Annotated in this window: 21 protein-coding genes and 1 pseudogene; 18 read left to right on the top strand and 4 right to left on the bottom strand. The window is 42.1% G+C overall.

Going from position 1 to position 22,788, the window contains the following annotated elements; translation table 11 throughout:
- Nucleotides 1–159 precede the first annotated feature (159 nt).
- Complete coding sequence (locus GFC28_RS03515) at nt 160–1,026, top strand: oxidoreductase (RefSeq protein WP_044742476.1); 867 nt, start codon at nt 160–162, stop codon at nt 1,024–1,026.
- Between the two features lie 69 nt (nt 1,027–1,095).
- Here GFC28_RS03515 and GFC28_RS03520 read toward each other — a convergent pair whose 3' ends face one another.
- Both GFC28_RS03520 and GFC28_RS03525 read right to left on the bottom strand, forming a co-directional pair.
- Nucleotides 1,096–3,195: a DNA topoisomerase III gene (locus GFC28_RS03520; protein WP_044742475.1), complete on the bottom strand. Its 2,100-nt coding sequence runs from the start codon at nt 3,193–3,195 to the stop codon at nt 1,096–1,098.
- A 440-nt stretch (nt 3,196–3,635) separates the two neighbouring features.
- Nucleotides 3,636–4,133, bottom strand: coding sequence for a YhcN/YlaJ family sporulation lipoprotein (locus GFC28_RS03525; RefSeq protein ID WP_044742474.1), 498 nt, complete (start codon nt 4,131–4,133; stop codon nt 3,636–3,638).
- Between the two features lie 461 nt (nt 4,134–4,594).
- On the opposite strand from GFC28_RS03525, the gene GFC28_RS03530 reads away from it, so the two are divergent.
- The 4 genes from GFC28_RS03530 (at nt 4,595) to GFC28_RS03545 (ending at nt 8,419) form a co-directional block, all read left to right on the top strand.
- Nucleotides 4,595–5,215 carry a nitroreductase family protein gene (locus GFC28_RS03530; protein ID WP_044742473.1) on the top strand — a complete coding sequence of 207 codons (621 nt, stop codon included), beginning with the start codon at nt 4,595–4,597 and terminating at the stop codon, nt 5,213–5,215.
- A 24-nt stretch (nt 5,216–5,239) separates the two neighbouring features.
- Complete coding sequence (locus GFC28_RS03535; RefSeq protein ID WP_044742472.1) at nt 5,240–5,635, top strand: DoxX family protein; 396 nt, start codon at nt 5,240–5,242, stop codon at nt 5,633–5,635.
- Between the two features lie 159 nt (nt 5,636–5,794).
- Nucleotides 5,795–6,850 carry an FUSC family protein gene (locus GFC28_RS03540; protein ID WP_044742471.1) on the top strand — a complete coding sequence of 352 codons (1,056 nt, stop codon included), beginning with the start codon at nt 5,795–5,797 and terminating at the stop codon, nt 6,848–6,850.
- 309 nt (nt 6,851–7,159) lie between these two features.
- On the top strand, nt 7,160–8,419 hold the full coding sequence (locus tag GFC28_RS03545; protein ID WP_044742470.1) for an MFS transporter: 1,260 nt from the start codon (nt 7,160–7,162) through the stop codon (nt 8,417–8,419).
- 321 nt (nt 8,420–8,740) lie between these two features.
- Here the strand turns inward: GFC28_RS03545 and GFC28_RS03550 are convergent, their stop codons facing one another.
- On the bottom strand, nt 8,741–9,973 hold the full coding sequence (locus GFC28_RS03550) for an MFS transporter (RefSeq protein ID WP_044742469.1): 1,233 nt from the start codon (nt 9,971–9,973) through the stop codon (nt 8,741–8,743).
- A gap of 717 nt (nt 9,974–10,690) precedes the next feature.
- Here GFC28_RS03550 and GFC28_RS03555 point away from each other — a divergent pair.
- The 4 genes from GFC28_RS03555 to GFC28_RS03565 all read left to right on the top strand — a co-directional run bounded on the left by GFC28_RS03555 (nt 10,691) and on the right by GFC28_RS03565 (nt 13,609).
- Entirely contained in the window at nt 10,691–11,752 is a 1,062-nt protein-coding gene (locus tag GFC28_RS03555) for a PQQ-dependent sugar dehydrogenase (protein WP_052660935.1), read from the top strand.
- Nucleotides 11,753–11,827: 75 nt separating this feature from the next.
- Nucleotides 11,828–11,998 (top strand): hypothetical protein, encoded by a 171-nt coding sequence (locus GFC28_RS19170; RefSeq protein WP_156487505.1) that lies wholly within the window; start codon nt 11,828–11,830, stop codon nt 11,996–11,998.
- A 26-nt stretch (nt 11,999–12,024) separates the two neighbouring features.
- Entirely contained in the window at nt 12,025–12,519 is a 495-nt protein-coding gene (locus GFC28_RS03560) for a M15 family metallopeptidase (RefSeq protein ID WP_197478856.1), read from the top strand.
- Between the two features lie 73 nt (nt 12,520–12,592).
- Entirely contained in the window at nt 12,593–13,609 is a 1,017-nt protein-coding gene (locus GFC28_RS03565; protein ID WP_044742467.1) for a S66 family peptidase, read from the top strand.
- A 158-nt stretch (nt 13,610–13,767) separates the two neighbouring features.
- On the opposite strand, the gene GFC28_RS03570 is transcribed toward GFC28_RS03565, so the two are convergent.
- A complete protein-coding gene (locus GFC28_RS03570; protein ID WP_044742466.1) occupies nt 13,768–14,265 on the bottom strand; it encodes an NUDIX hydrolase in 498 nt (165 codons plus the stop codon).
- A 276-nt stretch (nt 14,266–14,541) separates the two neighbouring features.
- Between GFC28_RS03570 and GFC28_RS19175 the strand changes: the two are divergent.
- From GFC28_RS19175 to GFC28_RS03605, 9 genes and pseudogenes are all read left to right on the top strand, one after another.
- Nucleotides 14,542–14,804, top strand: a pseudogene (locus tag GFC28_RS19175) (YiaA/YiaB family inner membrane protein).
- Between the two features lie 157 nt (nt 14,805–14,961).
- Entirely contained in the window at nt 14,962–15,132 is a 171-nt protein-coding gene (locus GFC28_RS20220; RefSeq protein WP_082063572.1) for a DUF4083 family protein, read from the top strand.
- 68 nt (nt 15,133–15,200) lie between these two features.
- Nucleotides 15,201–15,659, top strand: a complete 459-nt coding sequence (locus GFC28_RS03575) for a YoqH family protein (protein ID WP_044742465.1) — start codon at nt 15,201–15,203, stop codon at nt 15,657–15,659.
- A gap of 346 nt (nt 15,660–16,005) precedes the next feature.
- Complete coding sequence (locus tag GFC28_RS03580; protein WP_044742464.1) at nt 16,006–18,072, top strand: BglG family transcription antiterminator; 2,067 nt, start codon at nt 16,006–16,008, stop codon at nt 18,070–18,072.
- Nucleotides 18,073–18,308: 236 nt separating this feature from the next.
- A complete protein-coding gene (locus GFC28_RS03585) occupies nt 18,309–18,590 on the top strand; it encodes a PTS sugar transporter subunit IIB (RefSeq protein WP_044742463.1) in 282 nt (93 codons plus the stop codon).
- Nucleotides 18,591–18,609: 19 nt separating this feature from the next.
- Nucleotides 18,610–19,986 (top strand): PTS ascorbate transporter subunit IIC, encoded by a 1,377-nt coding sequence (locus GFC28_RS03590; RefSeq protein ID WP_044742462.1) that lies wholly within the window; start codon nt 18,610–18,612, stop codon nt 19,984–19,986.
- A gap of 88 nt (nt 19,987–20,074) precedes the next feature.
- Nucleotides 20,075–20,917, top strand: coding sequence for a transketolase (locus GFC28_RS03595; protein ID WP_044742461.1), 843 nt, complete (start codon nt 20,075–20,077; stop codon nt 20,915–20,917).
- Nucleotides 20,914–21,876, top strand: coding sequence for a transketolase family protein (locus GFC28_RS03600; protein WP_044742460.1), 963 nt, complete (start codon nt 20,914–20,916; stop codon nt 21,874–21,876). Before GFC28_RS03595 ends, GFC28_RS03600 begins: the two co-directional genes overlap by 4 nt.
- Before the next feature lie 260 nt (nt 21,877–22,136).
- Nucleotides 22,137–22,694: a GNAT family N-acetyltransferase gene (locus GFC28_RS03605; protein WP_044742481.1), complete on the top strand. Its 558-nt coding sequence runs from the start codon at nt 22,137–22,139 to the stop codon at nt 22,692–22,694.
- Nucleotides 22,695–22,788 lie beyond the last annotated feature (94 nt).

Below are 22,788 nucleotides of genomic sequence, written 5' to 3' on the forward strand. Positions count from 1 at the left end.
TCTGCCCCCTCAGGGAAGGAGGTTTATTTCTGCAACCATAACAAAAGTGAGGAAAGCAGGAATGACCGCTATCCTTATCCAATTGAATATAGGCACGTTTAACACATTAATCAGGAATATGACGGAAGAAGAAACAAAACGTCAGGAGGGGATGATTGTATGAATCAAAATTTACATAAATCTCCCGTTGCGTTTGTGACGGGGGCATCAAGCGGCTTTGGATTACGGACAAGCCTGGCGCTTGCTCGTGAAGGTTATCAGGTAGTGGCTTCGATGCGAAACGTTCAGAATAAAGGAGGACTAGAAACGGCCGCTCAAGAAGCTGGGGTCATCGATCGGTTAGAGGTTATTTCATTGGATGTCACCGACTTTTCCGCTGTGGAAATGGTCATTCAAGACGTAATCAACCGTTATGGACAGATTGATGTATTAGTAAACAACGCAGGCTTCGCCGCAGGCGGCTTTACAGAAGAGCTTGATATAGAGGAATGGCAGCAGCAATTCCAAACGAACTTTTTTGGACTAGTCGCTGTCACAAAGGCGGTGTTGCCATCGATGAGAGAGCGGCGAAATGGCAAGATCGTCAATATCAGCAGCATTAGCGGACGAATCGGGTTCCCTTCGATGGGCCCTTATGTAGCATCAAAATTTGCCGTAGAAGGGTTTAGCGAGTCGCTTCGTTTGGAAATGTTGCCATACGGAGTTTATGTCGTGTTAATCGAACCTGGCTCTTACAAAACGGATATTTGGTCAAAATCGCTAGGAAGAGTAACGATCTCTCCTCATTCCGCTTATGCCAAGGAGATGAACGCCGTTTTAAAATACGTCAATCGCGTTGCAGAGACGGCACCTCCTCCAGACGAAGTCATTCGAAAGATTGTCGAGGTAGCAAAGTCCCCAGCCCCAGATTTACGATATCCGGTTGGCAGAGGGGTGAAACTAACGATAGCGCTGAAAAACCGACTTCCGTGGAAGTGGTGGGAGCGGATGGTCATCAAGCAGTTTCACAAAGAAAAAAGATCGTAAGGAGAGAGTGTCTAAAAAACGGGCGCCTCTTTCGTAAAAAGAAAAGAGGCGCCCGTTTCTAGTCTTATGTTAGCTTTCCTTTTTGTCTAATGCTTGTTTAAGCAATTCTCCTAAACTTGTGCCAAATGCGTCGTTTTCCGCGCTATACTTTTTCAACAACGCCCGGTCTTGGCGGTTAATCGCTGTGCTTTTCTTTTCCTCGGCTTTTTCGACCATGTTGCAACGGCGGCATTGAAAATAAACGCCCGCTTTTCCTTCATGGATTTCCATTCGTTTTTGACATTGCGGGCAGCGCCGTTTCGACAGCTTCGCTTCCTTTTTATGCTTGCGATAGCGGCACTCCGTGTTAGAACAGATGAGCACTTTGCCTTCTTTCGTTGTCCGTTCCTTTAAAAACGAGCCACACTCTGGGCACATTGAGCCGGTCAAATTGTGCGCCCGGTAGGTTTGCTTGCTTTGTTTAATCTCAGAGACAAGCTGTTCTGTTTGCCGGCGGATGTTTTGCAAAAAGGCTTTCGCATTTCCTTTTCCGCGAGCGATGGCTTCCAGCTCCCGTTCCCAGCGCGCTGTTAGTTCAGGTGATCTCAGCTCTTGATTAACGAGTTCGATTAGCTGTTTTCCTTTTTTTGTCGGATATAAGCGGCTATTTTTTCGTTCCACTGCTTCCGTTTCGAGAAGGCGCTCAATAATATCGGCTCTTGTGGCAGGTGTACCAAGGCCGTATTTTTCCATGTGTGATAAAATATCAGCTTCTGAATAACGAAGGGGCGGCTCTGTAAGTGCTTCTTTAAGTTCTAGCTCATTCAATGTCAACACTTGTCCTTTTCTTATGATCGGCAAATGTGGCCGGGATGGCTCATTGTCGCTTTTTCCTAGCACTTTGCGAAAACCGATATCCACGATTGCTGTTTCGCGAGCCGCTAGCTGCTCGCCTCCGGCATCAAAAACAACATGAATCGTTTCATATTCATAAGCAGGATAAAATAGCGCCAAAAAACGGCGAGCAATTAAATCATATAGTTTTCGCTCTTCGTCAGAGAGCTTCATCAGATGGAGCGGCTCTTCCGTTGGAATAATAGCATGATGGTCCGTTACTTTTTCTTGATTAAACACCCGTCTGGCGATGACCTTGCTTTTTTTGGCCAGAAGCGGACCAACTTCTTCCTTATAGCTTCCTGCCATCGCTTTCAGCCGCTCAAGCATCGTTGCTTCCATATCTGGTGTTAAATAGCGGGAGTCTGTACGCGGATAGGTGACAAGCTTATGATGCTCATAGAGCCGCTGCAAGATATTTAATGTTTTCTTTGCGGAAAATCCAAACCGTTTGTTGGCCTCGCGCTGCAGCTCAGTTAAATCATAGGGAAGCGGCTGTGGTTCTGTTTTTTTCTTTCGTTCTATAGAAATAACGGATGCTTGGTGTATTTGCAGCTTTTGATATAGCTGATGGGCCGCTTCTTTTGAAAAAATTCGCTTTTCGCCATTCTTCTCCCAAACCGCTGAAAACGGGCCGATGCGGGCATGAATGGTCCAATACGGCTTAGGGACAAAGTGTTGAATTTCTTTTTCACGCTCTATAATCATGGCGAGCGTCGGGGTTTGAACGCGTCCGGCCGACAGAGGTTCATTATACTTTGTCGTTAACGCTCTTGTGACATTTAAACCGATCAACCAATCCGCTTCTGCGCGACAAACAGCCGATTGATATAAAGAGTCAAATTGTGCTCCTGGTTTTAGCTGTTTGAATCCATCTCTAATCGCTTTGTCTGTTTGCGAAGAAATCCATAAGCGCCAGAGCGGCTTTTGCCAATGGATTTTTTGCAAAATCCATCTGGCGACAAGTTCGCCTTCGCGTCCTGCATCTGTAGCAATGATGCAATCCTTAATATCTGGGCGTTTAGCCAAATGGGCAATCGCCCTAAATTGCGGACTTGTTTGTTTAATAATAGTTAATCCCATTTTCTGTGGAATAATCGGCAAATCCTCGAGTCTCCATGTTTTATATTTCGGATCGTAATGCTCCGGCATTTTTAATTCAATTAAATGGCCAAGCGCCCATGTGACAATATATTTGCTTCCTTCAAAGTAGTGCTTATGAGGCTGTTTGCAGCCAAGCACACGGGCAATTTCACGGGCGACGCTCGGCTTTTCAGCAAGAACGAGAGATTTCAATGCTATTCTCCTTTCCATCCATCAACAGATTACTTGATTAAGTATAACGGAAAGAACACCGTTTTGCATCTTAGAGGAGAAAGGGAATTAAGTTTTTATGTTGAAAATGACTATCAGACAGAAGAAAATGGTTTCTATTTTTTGTAATGAAGGAGGTATCGTAACCTGAATCACGGTATAATGAGGCTGGTTTTCCTTTTTATGTTTATGTAAAACCTAAAATTCGCCCTTGTTTCAGTCTGCCAGGAGGGATGTTAAGCATACGAACCATTTTGCATAAAAGCATCATTCGAAGATCGATTAGAAAAAGAAAAAACGGACTAAAGTTAAACAAGGAAAAAGCTCAATCAGCCAAATAAGACTCAGACTGATTGAGCTTTCTTACTATGATCGATTATTCTTGTGCTACTTTTTCCATTTAATCTTGACTGCTCGTTTGATTAGCGCGCTGTTGGAAAGACGCGTCTGACCATTTCGCTAAATTCCTCGAAAAGTCCGGAGACCGGTCTCCCTTGCTGCAATTTTTGTGAATAATCAGCCATGCGTTCGACAAAATCAGGATTTGTTGAAACAAACACATTATCGATTTTTGGATCTGTCTGTTTCACTGTATTCGCAATTTTTCGCTCAACATCCTTTGTCATTTTGCCTTTTAGATGATTGCTGAGTATAACCGCGACATACGCTGTACGATTAGCGACAATCACATTTGCATCGCTTACTTCTTTCAAGTCCGCAACGCGGTCAGCTGCTGTTTGGGCGACTTCCATTCTTGTTTCTTGATTCGTCGGACGGTTGCGGTCAGGCGGATTATACCGGACATTTTGTACGCGGTTATCGTTATTTCTTGCTTCATTGTCATAATTATTAGCGGCACATCCAAACAAAAGAGGAATGGCAAGTGCCAAGGTCATGATTAGTTTTGCATATTTCAGCATGATTAGATCATCTCCTTTCAAGAAAAACCATCTCTGTTGTTAATGTGTCTCCATTTCCCTTTTTTATACGGTTAATCCGGAAAAATAAGCGCCGGCTGTTCATGTATGTGAAGGAAGATAGAATGAATCATCTGTCGATGAACAATTAAAGATGTAAAAACTTAAAGTGTTAAGTTTCAGCACGATATGAAAAAAATTGACAAAATGAAAAAAAGCGTAGTATATTTATCTTGAATTAAAAATAAATTAATTCGAGATATTTCAAAAATCTTTAAGAGCATTCAATATGGATTTGGTTTTAGGACTTGCCTGTCACACATAATTTATAGAAAGAAAAAAGATCTTAGCACAGTACCGGCAGATCCTCCTATAAGCCAGCCGTTTTGTTAGGTGAAGGGCAAGTAAGAAAGTGTCTCGAATTAACAATATTTGAATTAAGTATAAAAACTGGAGGAATCGAAATGGAACCTTTCACACAATTAGTCAAAGAACGTCGTTCCGCTCATAATTTTCTTGAAAATCATCCGATTAGCGAAAAAGAGCTAAATGAGATCTTCGAGTTAGTAAAGCTCGCGCCATCAGCTTTTAATCTACAGCATACTCGCTATTTGGTGGTTCTTCATCCTGACTTAAAAGAGAAAGTAAAAAAAGCTGCTTACGGACAACACAAAGTGTCGACAGCGTCTGCCGTCATTGTAGTCTTAGGAGACAAAAAGGCTTATCGGGAAGCAGCTCACATTTATGAAGGGCTTTTAGCACTGGGAATTTTAAATAAGCATGAATTCGAGCAAATGGTAGGGGATACTGTTTCTTTTTATGAAAACAGGGGCGAAGTCTTTCAGCGGGATGAAGCGATTCGAAACGCGTCGTTATCAGCCATGCTGTTTATGCTCGCTGCTAAGAGCAAAGGATGGGACACTTGCCCAATGATCGGCTTTGATCCTAACGAACTGAAGCAAACGTTAAATATTTCAGATCCATATGAGCCTGTGCTGATGATTACAGTAGGGAAAGAAAAAATTCAAAGCAGAAGGCCAAGAGGATACCGTAAACCGGTATCTGAATTTGTTAACTATTTATAAAACATCTTAGGGAGGGACAGAAAAATGATGGATGTAGGTTTATTGATTATTCGATTGGTGGTTGGTTTAACATTTATGGGACATGGTGCACAAAAATTATTTGGATGGTTTGGCGGTTATGGGATCAAGGGAACAGGAAGCTGGTTTGAGTCTATAGGCATGAAACCGGGGGTGACGATGGCCTTGTTGGCTGGATTAGCCGAGTTTATTGGCGGAGCTTTATTTGCTGCCGGCTTATTCACTTGGATCGCAGGATTGCTTCTCGCGCTTACGATGCTTGTGGCCATTGTGAAAGTCCATCAAGCGAATGGGTTTTGGGTTACACAAAATGGTTTTGAATACAATTTTGTTCTGCTCGCTGTTGCGATAGGAGTTGCCTTAATTGGACCTGGACAGTACGCAATAGATGCCCTTTTCTAAACAATAAACTTCTTATTGGGATTGAAGGAAAGCAGCCTTCAATCCTTTTTTACGGTTTAGGGGATCTAAAATCGTTTGGTTGTCATAATTTATTCGTTCCCGTTCATAATAACGATACAAATCGAAAGCAAGGAAGCCAGTTGGGATAAGGGGATTGTTATGAAAAACAACAAAAGCAGACAACAGCGCGATCTAATAAAAGGAATCATGCTTATCGTCAAAATTGCATTGGCAGCTGGCGTATCATGGGAGGTAGCGAAGCTGCTGGGCTCCAAACATCCTTACTTAGCACCGTTAACCGTCATTCTTTCTATGCAGGAAACCGTTTGGCATTCAGCTGCCTATGCTTTTTACAGAATGATTGGCACTGTTTTTGGCGTGGCTGTGACGGTCTTTATTGTCAGTCGTTTGGAGGTAAGTGGATGGACGATTGGCTGCTTGTTGCTTGGAGGGATGCTGCTTCCCGTCATACTAAGAGTACATAAAACCATCATTCATCAAGTGGCCTTGACCATTTTGTTAGTGTTTGTCTTTGCTCATCAAACAGCCAGTTATGCCTCGGATCGGGTGAGAGATACCATCGTCGGAGCATTTACCGCTATTTTCATTCACATGTTGCTTTTTCCACCGAGCTATATGAAAGAAGCCGGACAAACCTTAAATCAATTTGGTTTTCATCTTATCCAGCTATTTAAGAGAAGTGCTGATTGGGTCCATGGTCACTGTGATCCTCTTGAGGGACAAGCGTTAAAAAAAGATGTAGCCGACCTGCTGCAGGAGCTGCATCAAGTGCAGAAGGATTTACAAAAAGCAGAGAAAAGCCTTAAATTAAACATTTTCTCAAAAAATAAACAGCAGTCATTAAAGCAATATAAGCATCTCCTTTCGCTGTTGACAACAGGCTATCTGTATATTTCCGACATTCTTCCTCCGTTCCACGACTGGACCAAAATGGGAACGATGTCAGCAGATGAACGAGAGCAATGGACCATGCAATTAAAAATGCTGGGGGAATACATGGGAAATCAGCTCCATCAAGCAATGGAGAAGCAAAATCATTCAGGAGCTTCCGGGCGGATGCCTGACTTGCTTGACGTATCTGCGCTTTCCCTGCAAATTAGTGTTCCGTCCGAGTTAAAATGGTACCGATATCCATTAAGCCTGTATCAGCAAACCGCCCAACTCATTCAAGAATTAAAAATGACACGGCAATAACGGAGGAGAAGTAAGCCTTCTCTTTTTCTTTGCCATGCAAAGCCAATCAATTAGTAAGCTTGATATCGCATCTATACATATAAAGAGGAAAATTTTTATTGGTGAGGCTTGCTTGAATTAACAAATTAGATTAATATCTAATTAGATGTATATCGAATTAAAAGAAAAGATAATAACGCTTCCGCATTTTCATCAGATGATGGAAAAATCAATCAGTAAAAAAATGATGAGCAAACAACGACGATATCCATCATTTATTATTTTTTGCTCATCTAATTAGATATATATCAAATTAGAGAGGGGAATTGGATGGGAAGCATAGCTCATCTTTTGCAACAAGAAAAGCATTATCTGCGGCTATTTGGAGCGGGAATTGTGAATGGAATCGGCGATCGCTTTAGTCAAGTGGCGCTGTTATCGTTACTTTTAGAATTAACGGGCTCCGGGTGGGCTGTTGGTGCTGTTTTAGCCATTCGTGTTTTTCCTTTTTTATTATTCGGTCCTTTAGGAGGAAAGCTGGCCGATCAGTTTTCACGAAAAAACATCCTAATTATAACCGATCTATCTAGAATCATTTTTGCGATTTCGTTGGCATTTGCCAATAGCGCAGATGATATTTGGCTGATTTACATGAGTACGTTTATGCTAGCCGCAGGAGAATCCATTTACGCTCCTGCGCGAAAATCGTGGATTCCGTTGCTTGTCAAAAAAGATCATATCATCAAAATTAACAGTTTAGAGCAAGTTATGCTTGGCATTGTTTTAATCGGAGGATCATTGTCCGGGGGAATCGTGGCTTTTTATTTTGGAACGGATTTGACATTTTGGCTGAACGGGCTTTCATTTTTGCTTGCGGCTTTTATGATCGCTTCCATTCCATTCGTCCATCGAAAGAGAGAGCCAGATAAAGAAAAAAGAACAGGCATCTTTCACTCGATCCAAACAATCAAAAAGTTAGTAATAGCTTCTGCCGCTTTGTATATTGTCTGCTTGTTTGAACTGATTGTGCCGCTGTTTAATGGCATTGATAATGTTCTCATTAGCATCTATGCCATTCAAGAGTTTCATCTTGGCGATATAGGAGTCGGTCTGTTTTACGGGGCTCTTGGAGTGGGATTAATGTTAAGCTTTATGATTTCCCAGCGAATCACTCAGCATCTTTTATTCATTGGGCTGGCCGCACTTATAATAGAAGGGATAGGTCTTATGGTTTTAAGCCACGTCTACTTAGCATGGATCGCTTGTCTGCTTTATATTTTCATCTCTTTTGCATCTGGTATTTGCAATACATGTATGGATTCCATCGTTATGCAAGAAACACCTGTTGGCCAGCAAGGCTTCGTATTTGGATGGCTGGTAACCGTGTCAAACACCTTCATCGGAATATCCATGTTCACAGCTGGAATCATATTAGAAGCCGTGAGTAATCGAATGCTTGGTTTATTGGGAGGACTCGGCTTTGTGCTAACAGGGCTATTTCTTGCTATGGTATATTGGACTAAACAAAAGAAACGAATGATGAGAAAAGAATCATTTGATACGAATAGTCGAGGAGAAGATACGCGATGAACAAGCGATTGGTTGGTGCGGCTATTTACCATGAAGGATTTGTATAATATATTTTCACGGTTCACGGCCGCATTGGCATGGTGACAGTGAAAACGAAAATGTCGCTTCTTATCAATGGAGGTTGATTTTTAACACATCTACCGAGAAGCTCCCCCTCTAAACGGAATGAAGGCAGGAGAGGTTCATAATGCTAATGAATGAAAGTTTCTGTTTTTAAAGGAGGCAAAAAAGCTGTTGAACGTATGACTTGATTCATACGCTCAAACAGCTTTTTGTTTCAGGCTGCCTCATGCCGCCCAAACGGCTGGGCTTTGTGAGCTGTCATGATTTAGCTTTAGCAGGATGAAGCATTCGAAACATCGGAAGCATGATGATCATCCCAATGAAAAACAGCGCGGCGGAAATCTGATAAATAAGAAATAGAGATAGCTGTTCCTTCAAGAGACCAGACAAGCTCATTGTAATGACCATCGCTCCCATGAACATCGGTGTCAATATGCCGTTGACACGGCCTACGAACGCTGCATCCGTTTGATTCATAATAATGGTGTTCATGCCGATATGAAAAGCTGGCATAAACAAACCAATAGAAAACTCTGCCAATAGAGTGAGCCAAAACAGAGTGGACCAGCCGATCACAAAAATCCCTATGGCCATACTGCCCATTCCCATCATGAGTAAAATATGCGGCGCCACTCGATGGGAAAATGCCATAGCTAAACCTCCACCGATCATCATAGCGGCCCCGTGTGCGGCGAACAGCCATTGCAAATAGCTTTCTTCCATCCCAAGCCGCTCAGTCACAAGAAAGATAGACAAAGGCTGGATTAATCCCATCCCGAATCCAGCGGCAATAAATCCTCCGCCAAGAATCACAAGCACTTTACGCGACCATACATAGCGAAAGCCTTGCTTCATTTCATTCCAAAGGGGGACAGAAGAATCAGCTTTTTCGATTCGATCCGGCGGCAGCAGGGTTAGCACAAGAGCAGAGAATAAAAAAGCGAGACCGACGATCGCCATGGAAATATAAATTCCAAATTGTTGAAATACAAATGTTCCTAATACAGGGCCAATCACAACAAAGACGGCCATCATGGTTTGGAATAGCGACATGCCTGCTTGCATCTGTGCTTCGTGAACGTGCACTTTAAATAATTTCATTCCCGAAGGCTGAGAAAACTGCGATAAAATGGCAGAAACAAAGGTTGCGAGAAACACTGCTTTCCATGTGCTAAATAAAAGTGCAAGAAGGATGGCAAAAATTGATAGGGCACTTAAGAGATCACACCAGATCATTGTGCGTTTAGGCCGCCAGCGGTCGGCAAACGTTCCGCCGATAAATGAAAAGATAAAAATGGGTGCAAATTCAGCCACTGAAATAAGTGAAACAGCAAGTGCGTTGCCATTCGTTTTTTCGGTAACAAACAATAAAATCGCAAAGTTGCGAATCCAAATGCCGATTTGGATAAGCACTCCTGCTGTCATAATCGTTTGAATAAAGCGATTACGCAATAGCGAAGCCATAGATGGATTTGTATGTGTTACGGACATAACATAACCTCTCTACTTGTATTTATTTTCAAACTGTTAAGGCTTTGCAAGATTTAGCTGCCATGACACTCCAACTGTTGGCTGAATGGAGATGGAGCAAGCAGCATGAGAATTTTTCTTCCCTGTGCCACTGTTCAAATGTTTGCTTGCTTAAAAATATGGCCGGCGTAAACGAGTGAGGATGGCTGCTGTTAATCGCATCATCGGCTTGTTCCTTTAAGAGGAATGCCGCATATCAAACCGCCCCATTTTCATGACGAAAAAACATGCTTGATTTCTATTGGTTTGAACCCTTTTCCAATTTTCTCCTTTAGCAAACGTGTAAAAACAATAGGAGAAAATATACGAATATACGTTCTGTATCTCTATTATCAATCATCAGTGGCCATTTGTCAACTAAATAATCAATTTTTGAATTGATAGAAAAAGGGGGATTAAAAAGCGAAAACATCCGCCAAAAGGGATTTTCATATTTTTGCCGAATGAAAAATAGAAAACAAACTTCTCTAAATAAATACTATATGACTCTCCACATCACATAAAAGAGAAAAAGTCGTTCAATAAAATTTTTGTCCCTCCTTTTGCTGTATCAACTGTCCGTGGGTAAAAAATGGATCGTGATAAAAATAAGCGACATGATGAAGTGATGATGATCAACATAGCGACGAAGGAAGATTGACAAAAACGAAAACTATTGAATGATGGGGGAGAAAGCGAATGAAGAAACGCTTAGCAAGCATCACCTGTATCATGATTTTTCTAGCAAGTTGTTCAAATCAATCGGAAGATAACGAGCAAAATGACTCCCATCCTGTTGAACACGAAAGCATCATTGCGCAAGATTTAAGCGCGCCATGGGCGATAGAATGGGACGGCACCTCCTTTTATATTTCAGAACGGACAGGTTCCATTGTCAAAATAACAGGCAAGCAGAAGGTAAGACAAAATCTTCAATTGGATAAAAGGCTTGCGACGGCAGCTGAAGCAGGAGTATTAGGTTTTGCCCTCCACCCAGAGAAAAAGAACTATGCTTTTTTATATTACACATACGAGGATGAACACGGACAATTTAATCGGGTAGTGGAACTGCGTGAAAGGAGTGACGGATGGACAGAAGAGCGAGTGTTGTTAGATCGCATCCCAAGCGGCAATTTTCACCATGGCGGTAGAATCAAAATCGGACCAGATCGCAAGTTATATATTGCCACTGGAGATGCAACCGATCCAATGCTGGCGCAGGATTTATGGTCGCTTGGAGGAAAAATTCTGCGGATGCATTTGGATGGGACGATACCAAAAGACAATCCTTTTTCTGACTCATTTGTTTATAGCTATGGGCATCGCAACCCCCAAGGTCTGGTTTGGGATGAGAACGGTCAGCTGTATAGCTCTGAACACGGCTCCAGCGCGCATGATGAGATCAATACGATCCAACCTGGGGGCAACTATGGCTGGCCTTTTATTCAGGGAGACGAGAAACAGGAAGGAATGATCAAGCCGTTATTGCATTCTGGAGATCATACTTGGGCGCCATCTGGACTCGCTTATAACCGTGGGATTTTATACGCTGCCCAACTGCGTGGCGAAGGAGTTTTGGCGTTCAATCTTGAAACGAAAACATATAAGCAAATCGTGAATCATGTGGGCCGGGTACGTGATGTGTTTATATGGAAGGATGATTTATATTTTGTCACGAATAACACGGACGGCAGAGGGGTTCCCGGTCATCACGATGATAAGTTCATCCGGATTCCGTTAGCGAAGAGTTTTTCACACTAGCCTAAAAGAAGCTTTCTGCGTTGCTTTTAAAAACATGGCGAGGTTTACGGAAATCGAGAAAAAGAAGAGAGGTTTGTGAAAGAAACGAAAACGATTTTAATGAGCGATGCCCTTGTTTTCTCTATGCCTGTTGAGCCGTCACAAGAACCATTTGTTGACCTTGCTTACTTTGATCCAGATATTGCAGTAGATGCGGCTTTTGCAAACAGAAGCGATTACTTTTCGTTTGTGTCCGCCTGTCGATAGCCAAGAAGCTTTCTATAGCCAAAGCCTTGCTTCCAAAGGGCCTGCGCTTTTTGGTTAAAGAAGGATACAGACCTTTGCATATTCAGCAGCGTGCTTTTGATCGTGCTTTGCAACGGGCAAAGCTCCAGTTTCCAAACAAAAATTCAGCTGATCTTATAGCAGAGGCATCTAAATATGTGGCTCCGCCAAATATAGCTCCTCACCCAACAGGAGGAGCCATCGATTTAACTTTGGTTGATGTGAACGGCAGCGAGTTGGACCTTGGTACACCGTATGATGCTATACCGCAAGAGACAGACAACGCCACTTTTTTTGACGCAGCCAATATTAGCGAAGAAGCTCGAAAAAACCGGCAAATCCTCGCTCATGCTCTTCAATCTGTCGGTTTTGTGAATGATTTTACAGAATGGTGGCATTGGTCGTACGGTGACCGGTATTGGGCGGTGATGACTCAAGCCAACCAAGCCCTTTATCCCGCTGTTTTCGAACAAGAACGGATCGGTTTATATAAACATTCATAAATCAATAGCGGTGTCGTTATCCAAAGACTAAACTGCAAAATTTGAATGGTTAGACAGAACAGGAGAGAGGCGAATGATCGAATATCCATTTTTACGAAAAGGAGCAACAATTGGTATCACCGCACCTTCCTCAGGCGTCAAGCCCGCTTTGCATCCGATGCTTCGAGGGGCTTGCGAACGCATAGAGAAAAAAGGGTATAAAGTCGTTTGCGGTGAAACGGTTTGGACGCAAGAAAAAGCCAAATCGGCTCATGCAAAAAAGAGAGCGAACGAATGGATGGACATGATGCAAAATGAAAAGATTGATTTGATCATCCCGCCTTGGGGAGGGGAGCTATCAATTGAGATTCTCGAAGAACTCGATTTTGCAAAGATTAACAAAAAATGGATTTTAGGGTATTCTGATACAAGCGTTCTACTATTAGCGATTACGCTAAACACCGGAATCGCCACTGCTCACGGAACGAACTTTGTAGATATTAGAGGTGAATATGTTGATGAGACAACAGCCATGTGGGAGACGGTTTTGTCGACGCAGCCAGGTGCAGCTGTGATTCAATATTCTTCGCGAAAATATCAAAAGGAGTGGCAGCATGACAACCCATCTCCATGCGTGTTCCATCTTACAGAAGAGACATATTGGAAAAACATTACAAATAGACCTGTCAACCTGCAAGGCCGATTGCTCGGTGGCTGCATTGATGTCATTCGGCATTTGATTGGCACACCTTATGGCCGTGTCCGTGATTTTCGTCAAACCCATCTCAACGGCGAGCCTATCATTTGGTATTTAGAAAACTGCGAGCTTTCCACTACGGATTTGCGGCGTTCTCTTGTGCAAATGAAATTGGCGGGCTGGTTTGATCATTGTTCGGGAATTTTGTTTGGGCGCAGCGCTGCCAATAAACCGATTGATGGCTATACAGCAGAAGATGTGTATCAAGATTTGGCGCAAGAGCTGCAAATTCCCATTGTGTACGATATCGACTGCGGACACGTTCCGCCGCAAATCACTTTTATTAACGGAGCGTTGGCTGAAGTCAAAGTGAACAACGGAAAAGGGATCATTATCCAACATTTCAAACCGTAAATGTAAACAAAAGAGACATGAACATCGCTCCTAAATTCAGGAGGGTTCATGTCTTTCAAAACGGTTGCTCTGATGGACAGCTATTGTTCAGCAAACAGGATGAAAGAAGCTAAATGTGGCGATAGGAGCCCATCGAACCCTTTACTCTTGCTTGAAGGTTAATGTCTATGATGGTTTATAGCACGATAAAGGATTTCCTGATAAAGTTCGTTCCAATCATGATAATAGTCTATTACTTCATTTGGATTAATAAAAATTCTTTCAACTGATTCGTATTTTCCTTCAAAGTCCAATACTTGCTCAATATCCATACGATAAAAAACTTGATAGCCGATTTTGGGATAAGGACTGCTTTCATCCCATTTGGGATTGGCGCTATGATCAACGACAATATGCCCTAAAAGAAAACAGCTTCCTCTCACATAGCCTTCCTCATATGCTTCACGTTTGACACATTCTGTAGGAGTTTCTCCTTGTTCCATATGTCCGCCGGGAAAGTCCCATCCCCTATGGTTAAGATTCACCAGCAGCAGCTTGCCATCTTGAAAGCAAAAAGCGTGAGCACTTGTTATTAAATGTCTTGGCGGAAGCTGTGTATCCGGATTCCACGTTAATCTTACTTTTGCCTCTCCCCATTGAACAACTTTTGTGATCATGTTTTTCCCTCCATTTCTATCTTACTATAAAAAGAAAAAATAAAGGTTTTTAAAACAGGAATGGTTCAAATGAACTGAAATCTTCCTCGTATCTTTACTTTTCAATGTCATGCTCGTAACGATCTTATCAACGGGGCTCCGTTTTTATTTGTTGAATAAGGGGGAAACAGATATGAAGAAAACGATCTATGATTGTAGTATTGCTTATAAGAAGCCTTATTACTGGGGCGACGTACCATTATAAATTATGAGAAGTTGGTTTGGGAAGGGGAGCGAATAAGGCGTTACCGCCGCCGCAACACGCAGGCATTTACTATTTTTAGCTTGGGCGTCTTTCGTTTTATCATACGCGTTCATGTTGATTGGACTGTACAATATGGATGCGCCGCTCGTTGAGAAAGGATCATTACGCCGTCTGCGCCTGTTTTTTAGTCATGTCCTCATTCGTGCTGCAAAAAACGATTCGCAACAATGTCGAAGGCGATAATTATGAGAAAGAGCATATGCCAAAAAGGACGGAAAAAGAAGAAGCGAAATGATCCTTAGATGAATGTTCAATTATGTATTTTGTGCATAAAGAAGCATAACACGTCTTTATATATGTTGTCTCATCATAGGGAAGCTTAAAGTAAAATTTTCTCTGCTACCGCGTCACTCCTTATGGTACAATAAGGAAAAAAAGGGAGTTGGCATGTATTGGGGAGACCTCATCTTTTTGCTGTTGATGTTGCGGCTTTCATAAGTGCGATCTTTTGGGTGACCCGATCATTATTAAGGAGAAGCAGAGGCTCTGAAAGCCAATTAACTCAAATAGAAGAAAAGCTCAAGCGGATCATTGAACTGCTGAAGAAGCAGACGAAAAAATAGCGGATGGATGGTATAAGGGCGTAAAAAAAGAGAAACACTAACCCAAAATGAACGGAATGGAGGTACATATGCAACGGGTTATTTTTGGGTTAGGGTTAATCGGGATGATGACTGTAAGCTCTCACCACACTTATGCAGAATCCGAACGATCTTTGCCATGCAGCATGGTTTTGCCATCTGTAGATCAGCAAAGTAAAAATGCAAACGGAGCCGCTCTGATTTACAAGGTGAAGCTGACGCCAAGTTTTCCGCGAACAAGCATCAGTATCCACGCTCTCCATTTGCCCGCCCCTAGCACTTTAGGAAATTACGATACGTATGAAGGGTTTGCTTTTATTCCAGGAGAAATTAGCTGGCGATTCAAGCTCCAGCCCATCCAAGAAAAGCATGGTTCGATATGGGCGGGAAAAATAGAGGATATTACCGCTCAAATGACAGGAGTGCAAATACAAGTGCGCCCATCCAATTCAAAAACGAGGCAATTAGGAGCTCCTGTCTTAACGAACCATGTGAAATATTGTAAATGAATATCGAAAAATAAAAAACAGCTGGCTGTTCATAGCCAGCTATTTTTATGACAGAAATGGCAAATGAACAATTGATCGATTCACTTATGATCTTCGTGTTGTATACGTATGATGAATGACGGCACTTGTCAAAACTCACGGTTGGAAGGCCAGCTGTTGCCGGCTACACGGGGACAAATGTTGAGGGAGCGAGGCGTTGTATCTCTTGCTCAACAAGCACCATGGGTTAATCGTATAATAGATTGATCACAATGATTCATTGTCTCAGAAACATTCATTGTGCCAAACCATCCGCCACATTGTATCCGCTTTCACTTATACTATAACTAAAGGGAGGAGCTGCCTCATGCTTGATAAAAAAAATTCGGAATTATTTCAGCTGCTGATGTCGACAAGGCCGAAATCTTATCCGATTTTTATTGAAACCCATAGCTTGAGCGCAAGGCGCTTTTTTTACCATTTGGAAAAAATTAATGATTGGCTGAAACAAAACGATTTGCCAGAAATCGATACAAAGCAAACAGAGCTGATCATCCCAAGTCAGCTGATTGAGTATTGGAAGAGCCAACAGATGAAAACAAACCCTATCCATAGGAAACAGGTTCATTTTGATGAATGTGAGCGGGTTTTGATTTTATTGCTTTATACCTTTATTCGAACAGAGCTGATTTCAAATGCGCACTACCAGTTTTTATTAAACGTCAGCAAAAATACGGTTACTACTGATGTTAAACGCGCCAATGAGTTCAGCAAAAAATTCAGGGTCAAGATCCGCTATACGAGAGAACAAGGTTTTCATTTAAGAGGATCGGAAGAAGACAAACGAAATTTAATGCTAAAATGCATTTCTATGTTTTCGTCCCATCCTTCTAAGCACGAAATCTTTAAATATCTTTTTAGGAAGCAGGGGCATCAAGATCAATTTGCAACTTACGAAAAACATTTAAAGAACGTGGAAAAAGCTTTTCGCTTAACCTTTATTGAAGAAAGAATGTTTGACTTTATTTACCTGCTGCAAATGATTCACATTCGCCAGCATCAACAAAAATGGGTTCAAATTCACTCTGATACGAACCAATTTTTACAAAAGCATGATATGTATCCAGTGGCTCTGACAATCCAACAAGCTCTAAATGAAAGCACACAAACTGAAGAACTTGCCTATTTAACTATTCTGTTATTAGGAATTACCCAAGGACAATTATCGCCAACATCGACCGAGCTGCTAACTTCTATGACGGAAAAAATTATCAATGATTTTGAAAAATATGCGTGCTTTCAAATAAAAAATAAACCAAAAGCGATTGAAGCGCTTTATCGTCATTTTAAACCAGCCTATTATCGCATGCTGTATAAAATTCCAATTACCAATCCGCTATTAGAGGAAATTAAAGAAGAGCATGCAAGCTTGTTCAGCTTTGTATCAGAAGTGATGAAGCCCATTCAAGAAATGCTTAATATCGATATTCCCGAAGATGAGATTGGGTTTTTGACGATTCACTTTGGTGCTTTGCTTGAACAAAATGCACTTGAAGCCAAAAACAAAAAACCGATACGAGCGGTCATTGTTTGTTCTAACGGTATTAGTTCAAGTTTAATGGTTGAAACTTATTTGCACTCATTATTTCCAAACTTCCACTGGCTTTCGCCTATGTCAAAGGATGCGTTTTCCAATCTGGATGAGCGAGACTACGATATCGTGTTTTCTACGGTTCCGCTGCAAACAAGTAAGACGCTCTTTATCGTTAAACCGATTATGAACGAAGCGGAAAAAAAGCTTCTTCATCATACGGTAATGCAGCAACTATTTACCCATTCAACTCCATATCCGACACCGGAGCAAATCATAAAAATTATCGAAAAATATTGCGTGGTGCAGCATGCAGAAAAATTGAAAGAAGAAATTACGGCCGTGTTATATGGACAGCCGAACAAAACCAACTTGAGGAGGAGACAACCGTTGTTGAATGAACTGATTACAGAAGAAATGATTCAATTCGAAACAGGCATCTCCGATTGGAAGAAAGCCATTGCTAAAGTGGCAGAACCACTGTTGCAAAACGGATATATTCAGCCGTCCTACATTGATGAAATGATTGGAAACGTCGAGAAGTTAGGACCATATTTCATTGTCCATCCAGAGCTAGCGATTCCTCATGCTAGACCGGAATGCGGGGTACAAAAATTAGGAATGAGTATTTTAAAGCTTGATGAGCCTACTTATCTATTAAATGAAGAAAAGAATGCAGTCAAAGTGTTGATTTGTCTTGCAGCCATCGATAATACAACACATCTCAAAGCTCTCGCTCAGTTAACGAAGCTATTAGGAAATAAAGAAAGCCTTCAAGCACTTTTTCAAGCGAAAGATAAAGCCGAGCTTTTACAGCTTATTCATCAATATTCACTCACTTAATGCATGAATGAAACTTCATGAAATAGAGAAAGGAGGAGGAGGGCCAAACTTCATATACGAATATTTTCATAGACATGGAATTGATGCCGTTTTTCGGCTGGTCGGATGGCTGAGCCAAAACTGAATATAGGATGAAGAGAAGCGAAAGTCATCTCTGACCATCAATGTTCCAGAGGTCATAAGATTATTTTGTAAAAAACTATTTGATTCCAATCATTTTTTAGGAGGGATTTAGATTGAAAATTTTAGCCATTTGTGGATCCGGTCTTGGAAGCAGTTTTATGCTGGAAATGAATATTCAACAAGTATTAAGGGAGCTAGGGGTTGATCACATCGAAGTCGAACATTGCGATCTCAGCTCCGCTACAAGCGATATGGCTGATTTGTTCGTGATGGCTAAGGATATTGCAGAAGGCGCCAGCCATTTGGGAGATCGCATTATATTAGATAGCATTATCGATCAGGAAGAAATGAAAAATAAGCTAAAACAGAAGCTGGAGGAATTAGGAAAATTATAATTATAAGGAGGGGGTTCATGTGGGAAATGCGGTATTAAAGTTTGTGATGGATATTTTAAGCGAGCCGGCTGTATTAGTTTCCATCATTGCGCTAGTTGGACTCGTCATTCAAAAAAAGCCTGCCAGCGATATCATTAAAGGAACCACCAAATCGTTTTTAGGCTTCATTGTTATCTCTGCCGGGGCTAGCATCTTAGTGAGCTCGCTTGATCCTTTCGGCAAAATGTTTCAAGAAGCTTTCCACGTCAATGGAGTGGTGCCAAATAATGAAGCGATTGTGGCGATGGCATTATCCGAATACGGATCATCAACCGCTCTTATTATGTTTTTTGGAATGATTGCTAATATTTTAGTCGCTCGCTTTACAAAATTAAAATATATTTTCCTAACGGGACACCATACCTTGTATATGGCGTGCATGATTGCCGTGATTTTAGTTGCTGCGGGATTAAAAGGATTTCAGCTCGCCTTCGTCGGTTCTTTAGCGCTTGGTCTGATCATGGCAATTTTCCCAGCGCTGGCGCAACCGTTTATGAGAAAAATCACAGGAAATGATCAAGTCGGATTTGGCCATTTTAGCACGCTCGGGTATGCCTTATCTGGGGCGATCGGCAGTCTTGTCGGCAAAAATTCGCGTTCAACAGAAAAAATAAACTTTCCAAAAGGGCTCGGTTTTTTAAGAGACAGCTCTATCAGTATTGCATTAACAATGACCATCCTTTATATCATTGTAGCCAGCATTGCTGGACCGGACTACATTGAAAAAAATTTAAGCGGTGGGAAAAACTTCATTGTCTTTTCCATCATTCAAGCGATTACGTTTGCCGCGGGAGTGTTCATTATTTTATCCGGAGTTCGGCTTGTCCTAGCAGAAATTGTTCCTGCGTTTAAAGGAATTTCGACCAAGCTTGTTCCAAACGCCAAACCAGCTCTTGATTGCCCCATTGTGTTTCCATATGCACCAAATGCGGTATTAATCGGATTTTTTTGCAGCTTCTTAGGTGGGATCGTCGGCATGATGATTCTTGGAGTCGCCGGTTCGATCATTATTTTGCCAGGGGTTGTTCCGCATTTCTTCACAGGTGCGACAGCTGGCGTATTCGGGAATGCTACTGGTGGAATACGGGGCGCAACCATTGGATCTTTCGCCAATGGGCTGCTGATTACTTTCTTGCCAGTGTTCTTGATGCCGGTGCTAGGAGATTTAGGATTTGCCAATACCACCTTCTCTGATGCCGATTTTGGAGCTTCTGGCATTGTGTTAGGTTATATAGCGAATAATTTAGGTTCAGTAGGAATTACTGTAACGATCATCGCTGCTGTCGTCATTGCCGTCGCCCTTTCTTTTATTCGCAACAAGAAAAATGCTTCTCCTGATCATACCACCAACGTTTAATGTTGGTGGTTCTCTTCTTAGAATGGTCTGCTCTCGGTTTTATTTTAATAGTTTTTTCGCATCAGTCACGACGAAGGAGGAAGCAAAGATGAGCGAGCTGGAACGATGTCGCGATCAAATCAGATTATGGACATTAAAGCAGCTGTATGCTTTAGGGTTCGGCCATTATGGAGGAAGCCTTTCAATTGTTGAAGTCCTAGCCGTGCTATACGGCAAAATCATGAACATTTCTCCACAACAAATGCACGATGAACGGCGCGACCGTTTTATTTTATCAAAAGGGCATGGAGGACCAGCCCTTTATGCGACATTAGCTGTCAAAGGTTTTTTTTCATATGATCTACTCTATACGTTAAATCAAACTGGAACCCGTCTCCCTTCTCATCCCGACCGCAACTTAACACCGGGGGTAGAAATGACAACAGGATCATTAGGACAAGGACTTTCGGTCGCTGTCGGTGTTGCCTTATCACAAAAATTATCTGACTTGCCGTCTTATACGTATACGATTGTGGGAGATGGAGAGTTAAACGAAGGCCAGTGCTGGGAAGCGATCCAGTTTGCAGCCCATCACAAGCTCCATCGCCTATTTGTCTTTGTCGATGACAATAAAAAACAACTGGACGGCTGGACCAAAGAGATATGCGATCCTATCGACTTTGTAGAGAAGTTCCGCTCTTTCGGCTTTTGGGTGCGCCGAGTGAACGGCGCGAGCTTGGAAGAGATTGAAGCAGCCATTCAAGCGGGAAAACAGCAAACAGAAAAGCCCGTGGCGATCATTCTCGATACGATTAAGGGCCAAGGCGTGCCGTATTTAGAACAAAAGGAGGACAATCACCATATAAGGCCATCAGACGAAGACCGTCAAGCGATCGGGGAAGCGATTTATGAACTCGAACAAAAATGTTCCACCGAGGATGTGATCAGATGAGCCTAAAGTACTGGCCGTTGGAATTAGAAGAAAAGGAAATGCGCCAAATCTATGCGGAAACGCTTTTAGAGCTGGCGCAAAAGGATCCGCGTGTGGTCGCCTTAGAAGCAGATTTAATGAGTTCGATCTCCACCAATAAAATCCAGTCGTTTATTCCAAAGCAACTAATCAATTGCGGCATTATGGAAGCTCATATGATGGGAGTGGCGGCCGGCTTCTCCCTAACTGGAAAAATTCCGTTTGTTCATACATTTGCTCAATTCGCGACAAGACGAGCCTTTGATCAATTATTTGTATCATGCGCATACGCCCAATTAAATGTAAAAATTATTGGATCTGACGCGGGAGTGACGGCAGAGCATAACGGTGGAACTCATATGGCTTTTGAGGACCTTGGTCTTGTAAGATTGATTCCGCATGCGACCGTTTATGAAGTCAGCGACAGCACCATGTTTCGCGTACTGCTTAAACAAATCTATCAAGAATACGGGATTCATTATATTCGCACCATCCGTAAAAAAGCGACGCGTCTTTATACAAATGGTGAATCCTTTCCAAAAGGAAAAGGCAAATGCTTGCGCCAAGGTCATGACGTCGCTATCATCGCATCCGGAATTATGGTGGAAGAAGCATTGAAAGCAGCGGAACAGTTAGCCAGCCGAGGAATCGAAGCGATGGTCATTGACATGTATTCCATCAAGCCAATTGACCAAGATTTGCTCATACATGCGGCTCAAAAAACAAGATTGATTGTCACAGCCGAAAATCATAATGTCATTGGCGGATTAGGGAGTGCCGTTGCTGAAACGCTGATGGAAACATATCCGGTTCCAGTATACCGTGTGGGGGTTCGTGAACAATTCGGTCAAGTTGGAAAAATGGATGAATTAAAAGAGGTTTACGGGCTAACAGCGGAACAAATCGTCCAAACGGTAATGAAGAAATGGCCGAAAGAATAAGCTCATTTATGGTGGTGTTTTCACAGCAAATGGACTTGAAAACGCTTGGTAAACAAGGAACGTAGCCGTTCGAATCTCATGATGAGAGGACGACAGTGACGCAAAATAAAATCGTTTATCAAGAGCTTGAAACACGCATTATATGCGTGTTTTTTATATCGAACAGGATTTCAAACGAACAAGGAGAATGTAAGAATGAGGACGGCCAACCGTTTCGTGGCATTCTTTTTTCAGGAAAGGATAAAGATAAGGAGGATCGCATCATGAGAGTCTACGAAACCGATCGCTTGCGGTTAAGAGAACTAGATGACACATTTGCTGAAACCGTGCTGAGGTATTATGAAAAAAACCGAGATTTTCTGCAGAAGTGGGAGGCGGACAGACAAGAACATTTTTTTACATTGGCATATCAAGCCAATCGATTGCGTCAAGATTTAGAACTAGCTAAAGCAGGAAATTTGCTTAAGCTTTGGCTGTTTCGCAAAGATGCTGGAGATGAAGCATCAACCATTGGCTGCATCAGTTTTAGCCATATAATCCGCGGTATTTTTCAATCGTGTATTTTAGGATATAAGCTGGATCAAGAGGAAATAAAGAAAGGATACATCACGGAAGCACTGAAAAAAGGAATCGACATCATCTTCAATGAATATCGGCTTCATCGAATTGAAGCTCCCATTATGCCCAAAAATAAAGCCTCCATTCGAGTAGTCAAAAAACTTGGCTTCGAATGTGAAGGGATCGCCAAAAAAATGCTCAAAGTGAACGGAAAATGGGAAGACCACATCAGATGGGTGTTATTGAATGACCAAGTGTAAGGATATGGACAATTGGCTGCGGATGTTTTTAAAAGGGTGCTAATGTTTAAGACAAAAAGGAGGTGATGGTCTGCCTTCATTACGTTACGTTATC

This window comes from Anoxybacillus sp. B2M1 (assembly GCF_001634265.1).
Taxonomy (GTDB): Bacteria; Bacillota; Bacilli; order Bacillales; family Anoxybacillaceae; genus Anoxybacteroides; species Anoxybacteroides rupiense.

Bases quoted from the DNA above. Each gene is read 5' to 3' on its own strand.
- GFC28_RS03515 (WP_044742476.1), top strand. From the start codon at position 160: ATGAATCAAAATTTACATAAATCTCCCGTTGCGTTTGTGACGGGGGCA.
- GFC28_RS03525 (WP_044742474.1), bottom strand. From the start codon at position 4,133: ATGCTGAAATATGCAAAACTAATCATGACCTTGGCACTTGCCATTCCT.
- GFC28_RS03530 (WP_044742473.1), top strand. From the start codon at position 4,595: ATGGAACCTTTCACACAATTAGTCAAAGAACGTCGTTCCGCTCATAAT.
- GFC28_RS03535 (WP_044742472.1), top strand. From the start codon at position 5,240: ATGATGGATGTAGGTTTATTGATTATTCGATTGGTGGTTGGTTTAACA.
- GFC28_RS03540 (WP_044742471.1), top strand. From the start codon at position 5,795: ATGAAAAACAACAAAAGCAGACAACAGCGCGATCTAATAAAAGGAATC.
- GFC28_RS03545 (WP_044742470.1), top strand. From the start codon at position 7,160: ATGGGAAGCATAGCTCATCTTTTGCAACAAGAAAAGCATTATCTGCGG.
- GFC28_RS03550 (WP_044742469.1), bottom strand. From the start codon at position 9,973: ATGTCCGTAACACATACAAATCCATCTATGGCTTCGCTATTGCGTAAT.
- GFC28_RS03555 (WP_052660935.1), top strand. From the start codon at position 10,691: ATGAAGAAACGCTTAGCAAGCATCACCTGTATCATGATTTTTCTAGCA.
- GFC28_RS03565 (WP_044742467.1), top strand. From the start codon at position 12,593: ATGATCGAATATCCATTTTTACGAAAAGGAGCAACAATTGGTATCACC.
- GFC28_RS03570 (WP_044742466.1), bottom strand. From the start codon at position 14,265: ATGATCACAAAAGTTGTTCAATGGGGAGAGGCAAAAGTAAGATTAACG.
- GFC28_RS03575 (WP_044742465.1), top strand. From the start codon at position 15,201: ATGCAACGGGTTATTTTTGGGTTAGGGTTAATCGGGATGATGACTGTA.
- GFC28_RS03580 (WP_044742464.1), top strand. From the start codon at position 16,006: ATGCTTGATAAAAAAAATTCGGAATTATTTCAGCTGCTGATGTCGACA.
- GFC28_RS03595 (WP_044742461.1), top strand. From the start codon at position 20,075: ATGAGCGAGCTGGAACGATGTCGCGATCAAATCAGATTATGGACATTA.
- GFC28_RS03600 (WP_044742460.1), top strand. From the start codon at position 20,914: ATGAGCCTAAAGTACTGGCCGTTGGAATTAGAAGAAAAGGAAATGCGC.